This is a genomic window from Marinomonas sp. A3A (assembly GCF_018336955.1).
Lineage (GTDB): Bacteria > Pseudomonadota > Gammaproteobacteria > Pseudomonadales > Marinomonadaceae > Marinomonas > Marinomonas lutimaris.
This window is the reverse complement of the sequence record NZ_CP025532.1, coordinates 4,270,929-4,277,567: the sequence shown is the minus strand read 5'-3', so window position 1 is coordinate 4,277,567 and position 6,639 is coordinate 4,270,929. Positions and strand designations below refer to the sequence as shown.

Sequence of the window (6,639 nt, the reverse complement as noted above, 5' to 3'; positions counted from 1 at the left end):
GACGTTTGAGATTTGAGAGGAGCTGCTCCTAGTACGAGAGGACCGGAGTGGACGAACCTCTGGTGTTCCGGTTGTCACGCCAGTGGCATTGCCGGGTAGCTATGTTCGGACGGGATAACCGCTGAAAGCATCTAAGCGGGAAGCCTCCCTTAAGATAAGATCTCACTGGGACATAAGTCCCCTAAAGAGCCGTTCGAGACTAGGACGTTGATAGGTTGGGTGTGTAAGTGCTGTGAGGCATTGAGCTAACCAATACTAATTGCTCGTGAGGCTTGACCATATAACACCAAAGTGGTTTTTAAAACTACGACACAGATTACGATAAAGCATCAGCAATGATGAACATCGGTTTGACCTTGATTATCGCTATTTCAAAAAAGAATTGTTAAAGATCCAAGCACGTATTCGCGTGTTTTGAGACAAGCTAACGATNAAAAGTCAGCGCACAACACAGTGCACCTCAAAACAAACGCAAAACGAATTGCTTGACGATCATAGAGGCGTTGAACCACCTGATCCCATCCCGAACTCAGAAGTGAAAAGCGCCATCGCCGATGGTAGTGTGGGAGATCCCATGTGAGAGTAGGTCGTCGTCAAGCTTTATATTAAGAAGGCCCTGATAGCTAACGCTGTCAGGGCTTTTTTTCGTCTCAAGCAATCACGTCATCCAAGAACCTCTCCCACGTGTGGGGCTCTTTATCAAAGACAAGCATGTGATAATATATCGTTGTTAAGCTTTATATTAAGAATGCCCTGATAGCTAACGCTGTCAGGGCTTTTTTTCGTCTCAAGGAAATGCGTCTATCCAAGAACCTCGCCCACGTGTGGGGCTCTTTATCAAAGACACGCATGTGATAATATATCGTCATCAAGCTTTATATTAAGAAGGCCCTGATAGCTAACGCTGTCAGGGCTTTTTTTCGTCTCAAGGAAATGCACCATCTGTTTTAAAATCCCTTTGCCCTTCGGTTCGCTTGCGCCTGCCTCGTGCCTCAACGCGTCTGTGTGAATCCAATACCAAGGTGATAGTCATGTTGCTTAGAGTCAGTTTTTTCTTGCATATGCGGTTGATCTTCGTTAAATTATTTTTAGACAGAGGGTAAATGGATTTGCCTACGCCTCCAGGACGGAGGCTCTGTCTCTCTTATCAGGATGAATTAAGCTGCATGGATGCAGCGGAAAATCTATTCCACTCTCATACGCATCTATCTTGCATCTCTTCATGTTCTCTTTTTTCTGTATTTTCAATTTGTGAATCTATAATCGCATGCAAAGCTGCAGATGCGAATTCGCCCTCTACTGGCGTTAATCATGTTTGGGTTTTATACGTGAAGCCATTGTTAATGGCAGGTGACAAGATGTGTTAAATAATCTTGGGGATAAGCTTGGGTTTTATGCACAAAAAAGCCCAGCTCGAAGCTGGGCCTTGTGTATAGAAGTTATGCGTAAATAGCGGGCTTCTAGTCCTTAATAAGTTCTTTTAGGCACTTCTTTCCGGCATTTGATTTTGTTCATCATCTTTTGCATAAATGCGTTGCATATAGATGCCTGCAATCGCAAGGAAGACTCCTGTTACCGCACTAATAAAGGCTAGCGAAGCAAACCATACTAAAGCAACTAATCCTACGGTTGATTTAGGAACATCAATTGCTTGCTCTTTATTACTGACGTAAGCGGCAAGACGATAAATTTGGTTTGAATTAACCAAGCGGTTAATATCATTTTTAAGTAAGGTTTGTTCTTGCTGAAGACCATAGATTTGATTATCAATAGCTTTCACTTCTACTTGAATTTCGTCATATTGTGCTAGCAGAGAGTCTTTTTCGTTGGCTGATCGTGAAACTGTCCCATTTCTATTTTGAGCGGCTTGCTGGGCAACTTTATCATAATTTGCTCTATAGCTATTGCGCTTTTCTTCAAGGCCCTTTGTTTGAGATAAAATTTGATCTTCTAGATAAGCCATACGCTGACGCCCTAAATCGATGCGTTTTTGATAATCTTGACCTAGTACTTGTAGTTGGTCCTGAAGCTGCTGTTCACTTTGGGTTTGTTTAGCAAGGGCATCATCACCAATTGTGCGATCTGCGACTGTGTATAGACGGTTTTCTTTTTCAGTGATCAACTGTCGATATTTTTTCTCAACGGTTGGCCGAGTAAAGAAATTAGCGTCATCCATTTCTTGCTGCATTTCTGCTTTAAGTTGATCCAACTCTCTTTGTAGTTTTTCTTTATCGTTTTCTGAGCCTGTTACATAGCTGTTTAATAGGCCGCGTAAACGTTTCTGTAAAGCACTTCTTTCTATATCCCAAGCGTCATAAATTTCGCGTTCTTTTTGATTAAGTTCGGTAATTTCTGCTTGATAACCTTGGATTGCTTCGTTATCTGAGCTGAGCTTGGTTATTTGACGATTGATGTACTCCCGCTCTTTTTCTAAAGTTTGATAGTATGCTGCGTTCGCGTTTTGGATAGCATTTTGGTAATTGTTATCGACTACTTGGGGATCAATAATATCAATGTCTTTTTTACGACGATCAAAATCATCGATTTTTCCTTGTAATAGCAAGGAAGCATTCTTTTTATCATCGATAGCAATGTTTAAACCAGAGAAGTTACGCTCAAAGCCATTTAGCATGGTTTCAAAGGTAATAGAAGCAAGTAAAAACAAACCGATAAAAAATAGAATACGCCAAGAAGTATGTTTTGCATACATCATTGCGGTGGCGACAGGGATTTTAGAGGCTTCAACAACTGCAACGAGAACGAAGGGTAACGCCGCAACCAAGATGCTACTGTAGTCACCAAAGTTAAGTGTACGATCCATTTTGTCGAGTTCTGCATAGACAGAAAACGAGACGATGATCGAAATAAGAAAGCCAATACTGACAGCGAGTATTTCTACAACCCAAGCAAATTTTACCAGCCTAACGCCGATATTAAATAGCTTGTGATTCGAGAGTTTATTGTTTGATTCCATGGTTAGAAATGACTTCCTCTATAATAGGATGATTTTTAGAAATTAAATCATGAGAGCGTTATATATACATGACAAAAACTGTGACTGGATTTGAAATGCATTTAACTTTTGTTAATTTATGTAAATAATCACTGTGAACAAAAAATTATGACGCCTGATATTTTTATAAAACGACAATGCAAAGCTCGTACCGTTAATCGTGAAGAAGTGATTCAATCTTTATGGAGCGGTTATGGAGAAGTAGCTCGTTATTCATTAACAGGGAACGAATCCTTATCTCTTGTTATTGCTAAACACTATTCATTACCGTTAGAGGTTAACCATCCCAGAGGTTGGCATTCTAATCACGGCCATCAACGTAAAATTCGTTCGTATGAAATAGAACAGAGCTGGTATTTAAATTGGGCACCACGTTGCCACATATCTGCCCGTATCGCACTGTGTTATGGCAATTTTTATGATGAACGCACGGGGCAGCGGTTAACCTTATTAGAAGATTTAGACGCTGCAGGTTATTCAGATCGATACAATGGTAATAATAGCGATTATTTAATTTCTTGTATTAATTGGCTCGCCGCGTTTCATGCGGGTTTTATTTATCAAAATCCTCCTTTGAACTGGCCTCATGACTTATGGACTAAAGGGACCTATTGGCACCTTGATACTCGACAAGATGAGTGGTCTGTTATGGCTGAGGGAGAGTTAAAATCTGCAGCGTCTGAATTGGCAAAATGTTTGGATAACGCGCGCTTTAAAACCATTGTCCATGGCGATGCTAAAGTGGCGAATTTTTGTTTTTCCCCTCTCAATAATCAGGTGGCTGCTGTGGACTTTCAATATGTCGGTGGTGGCGTTGGTGTTCAGGATGTGGCGTATCTTTTGGGGAGTGCATTGTCTGAATCTGAATTGACAGAAAATATAGATTATCTACTGGAGCATTATTTCTCTGAATTAGGGCGTGAGTTAATGGCGCAAGGGGAATCACAGGCTTTTGCTCAAGAGATTATTGAAGAGTGGCAATATCTGTTCCCTATCGCTTGGGCAGATTTTCATCGCTTTATTATGGGTTGGTCACCAACTCATCCTAAGAACATTCCTTTTAGCCAGAAAATCACCGAGCAAGCGCTAAGTCAATTAAGAGGATCTTAGGGCTCGGTTGGTTTTCGCGGTGGCTTGTGCACTTATAGGATCTTCTGGCCAAGGATGTTTCGGATATCTCCCCCGCATTTCTTTACGTACTTCTGGGTAAGCTTCACGCCAAAAGAAAGCCAAATCTTGTGTTACCGCAAGCGGTCGCTGTCCCGGTGAGAGCAGTTCTATACGTACGATTTGATTGAGCACGGTTGGGCTATTTGTGTAGCCAAACATTTCTTGAAGTTTCACTCTTAGGGTTGGCTGTTGCTCACAGTAATCAATCGCATGACTCGACCCAGATGGCACAGTTATTCGAGCGGGCACTTTTCGATTAAGAAATTGCTGTAGGTTCCAATCTAATCTACTTAACAATATATCGTTTAGTGCGAGCTTGCTCATGGCTTGTTGATTGGTCACTTTGCCAAGATAAGGTCCGAGCCATTCTTCTAGCTCATTTAATAAGGCGTCGTCAGAACAATCTGGCCAGAGGTTTTGCTTATCGTGAATAAAGGCGAATTGCATACGCGCTCGTAGTTGATCACTGGATTCGTTCCAAGGTAGAACGGAAAGACCTTCTTGGCGAATATATTGGCAAATCGCTTGGCAGATGTCGGCTTCAGAAGGTTTGCTGAGCTTTTGCTTATCAATACAAAGTTTGCCTATCCAGCGTTGTGATTCACTTAATAAACGCGCGTCTTTTTTTGACCACGCGAGATGATTCTTAATACTAAGTAAGTCCGCAAAGTCTTGCGTTAGCATGGCGAGCTGAATTGGGTAAGCGAGGAAAATACGATCCTCTTCTTGACCATGATGGCCGCCGATATCCAGTGCAATAAGCCACTCACTTTGTGCGCAAGGATCAAGAGACGACAGGCTTGCCATTCGCCCATTCGCTAGTTTGTAACGCGTTTTGTCATGATCTTGTCCAACGCGTTGAGCAACTCTATCCGCAAAAGCTCGAATCAGTAAAAAGGCAATATCGTTTTTATTATCTAATGAAGCTTGTTGAATACTGATCTGCTGACTGCGTCTGTGCCACTGTTGTTGAGCGTTTAAATAGTTCTGTCTCGGGCGTTTGCTCTGCGCCTGATTGTGGCCTGCTAACCAATTTAATCGATCAGACAAATCGCTATGATAATTCGCAAACGGATCGCCTTCCGACAAAATAGTGCAGATGGCGCTGGCTGAATCGCTGTTGTGGTTTTGTTTGCCATCCAATAATAATCGAGCAAGTCTAGGTTCAATACCGAGGCTACTCATTTGCTCACCGAGTGCGCTTAATACTAAGGAAGGTTGCGACGTTTGATTCTGTTCAAGAGCTTGCAAGTTGGTTAGCAAGTTGATCGATTGTTGCCAGTGGCTGTTCGGTGGCGGCGTAATCCAATCTAATTCAAGGCGTTCTTGTACGCCCCATTTTGCTAAATCCATCACCAAACTACTGAGGTCACTGATTTCTATCTGGGGCTGAGCCTGTGGCGCGAGCTGATGTTGCTGACCTTCACTCCACCAACGATAACAAATGCCTTCCTCGGTGCGTCCAGCTCGCCCCATTCGTTGAATAGTTTCTGCTTGCGTTGCGCGACGAGTATGTAATCGTGTGGTGGCGGTACTGGCATCAAAGCGAGCTTCGCGACTTAGGCCGCTGTCGATTACCACACGAATGCCATCAATAGTTAAGCTGGTTTGCGCAATAGCGGTGGCGAGTACAATTTTTCGATTGGGTGCGATAGTGGGTTCAATCACCGCTTCTTGTTCTTTTAAGCTTAATTCGCCATACAAAGGCAAAATGCTCAAATGAGGCTCATGACCTAAGCGTTGTTGAAGCTGGCTTGCCGCCTGACGAATTTCTTTTTGGCCTGGCAGGAAAACTAATAGGCTGCCAGACTCTTCGTAAAAGGCTTGGCAAGTGAGACGCACAACTTCGTCGGTGATTTGAAATGCCTTGAGTGATTTATTACTGTAATGCGTAGTGATAGGAAAGCTTCGACCTTGGCTGGTGAGCGTCGGACAGCCAAGTCGTGTTTCGAGTGCTTCAGTATCTAGTGTCGCGGACATGACCAAGAGTTTGAGTGGGTCTTCGTCGCGATACAGTTCTCGTGCTTGTAGGCACAAGGCAAAGGCTAAATCCGAATGCAGGTTGCGCTCGTGGAATTCATCAAAGATGACCAAGGCAATGTCATCTAAACTTGGATCGTCATGCAACATGCGGGTTAACACGCCTTCGGTGACAACCAATACTTTCGTCTGTGGGCTTTCTTTTCCTTCATGGCGAATGCGATAACCAATGCGTTGTCCAAGCGGTTCTTTCAAAGTATCTGCAAGGCGCTTTGCCGCGGCTTTGGCTGCTAAGCGTCTTGGTTCTAACATGATGATCTTGCGGCTTTTAAGCCAAACTTCATCCATTAAGGCAATCGGTACTACCGTGGTTTTACCAGCACCCGGAGCCGCTTCTAATATCGCTTCGTGGTGATGCAATAGTTGATGTTTTAGCTGGGGAATCAGTTGGTAAATTGGCAGTTCGCTGGACATAA

Annotated in this window: 3 protein-coding genes, 1 rRNA gene and 1 other annotated feature; of the genes, 2 read left to right on the top strand and 2 right to left on the bottom strand. The window is 43.2% G+C overall.

Annotated elements, in window-relative coordinates:
• The first annotated feature begins 2 nt into the window (after positions 1 to 2).
• Positions 3 to 267, top strand: a sequence feature (23S ribosomal RNA rRNA prediction is too short).
• A gap of 217 nt (positions 268 to 484) precedes the next feature.
• Positions 485 to 599, top strand: a 5S ribosomal RNA gene (gene rrf, locus CYL31_RS19980).
• Positions 600 to 1,480: 881 nt separating this feature from the next.
• Here rrf and CYL31_RS19975 read toward each other — a convergent pair.
• On the bottom strand, positions 1,481 to 2,974 hold the full coding sequence (locus tag CYL31_RS19975; protein ID WP_212916882.1) for an AAA family ATPase: 1,494 nt from the start codon (positions 2,972 to 2,974) through the stop codon (positions 1,481 to 1,483).
• Between the two features lie 147 nt (positions 2,975 to 3,121).
• On the opposite strand from CYL31_RS19975, the gene CYL31_RS19970 reads away from it, so the two are divergent.
• Complete coding sequence (locus CYL31_RS19970) at positions 3,122 to 4,123, top strand: phosphotransferase (RefSeq protein ID WP_212916881.1); 1,002 nt, start codon at positions 3,122 to 3,124, stop codon at positions 4,121 to 4,123.
• On the opposite strand, the gene hrpB is transcribed toward CYL31_RS19970, so the two are convergent.
• Complete coding sequence (hrpB, locus tag CYL31_RS19965) at positions 4,109 to 6,637, bottom strand: ATP-dependent helicase HrpB (RefSeq protein ID WP_212916880.1); 2,529 nt, start codon at positions 6,635 to 6,637, stop codon at positions 4,109 to 4,111. The two genes, CYL31_RS19970 and hrpB, sit on opposite strands and share 15 nt — an antisense overlap.
• Positions 6,638 to 6,639: the final 2 nt, after the last annotated feature.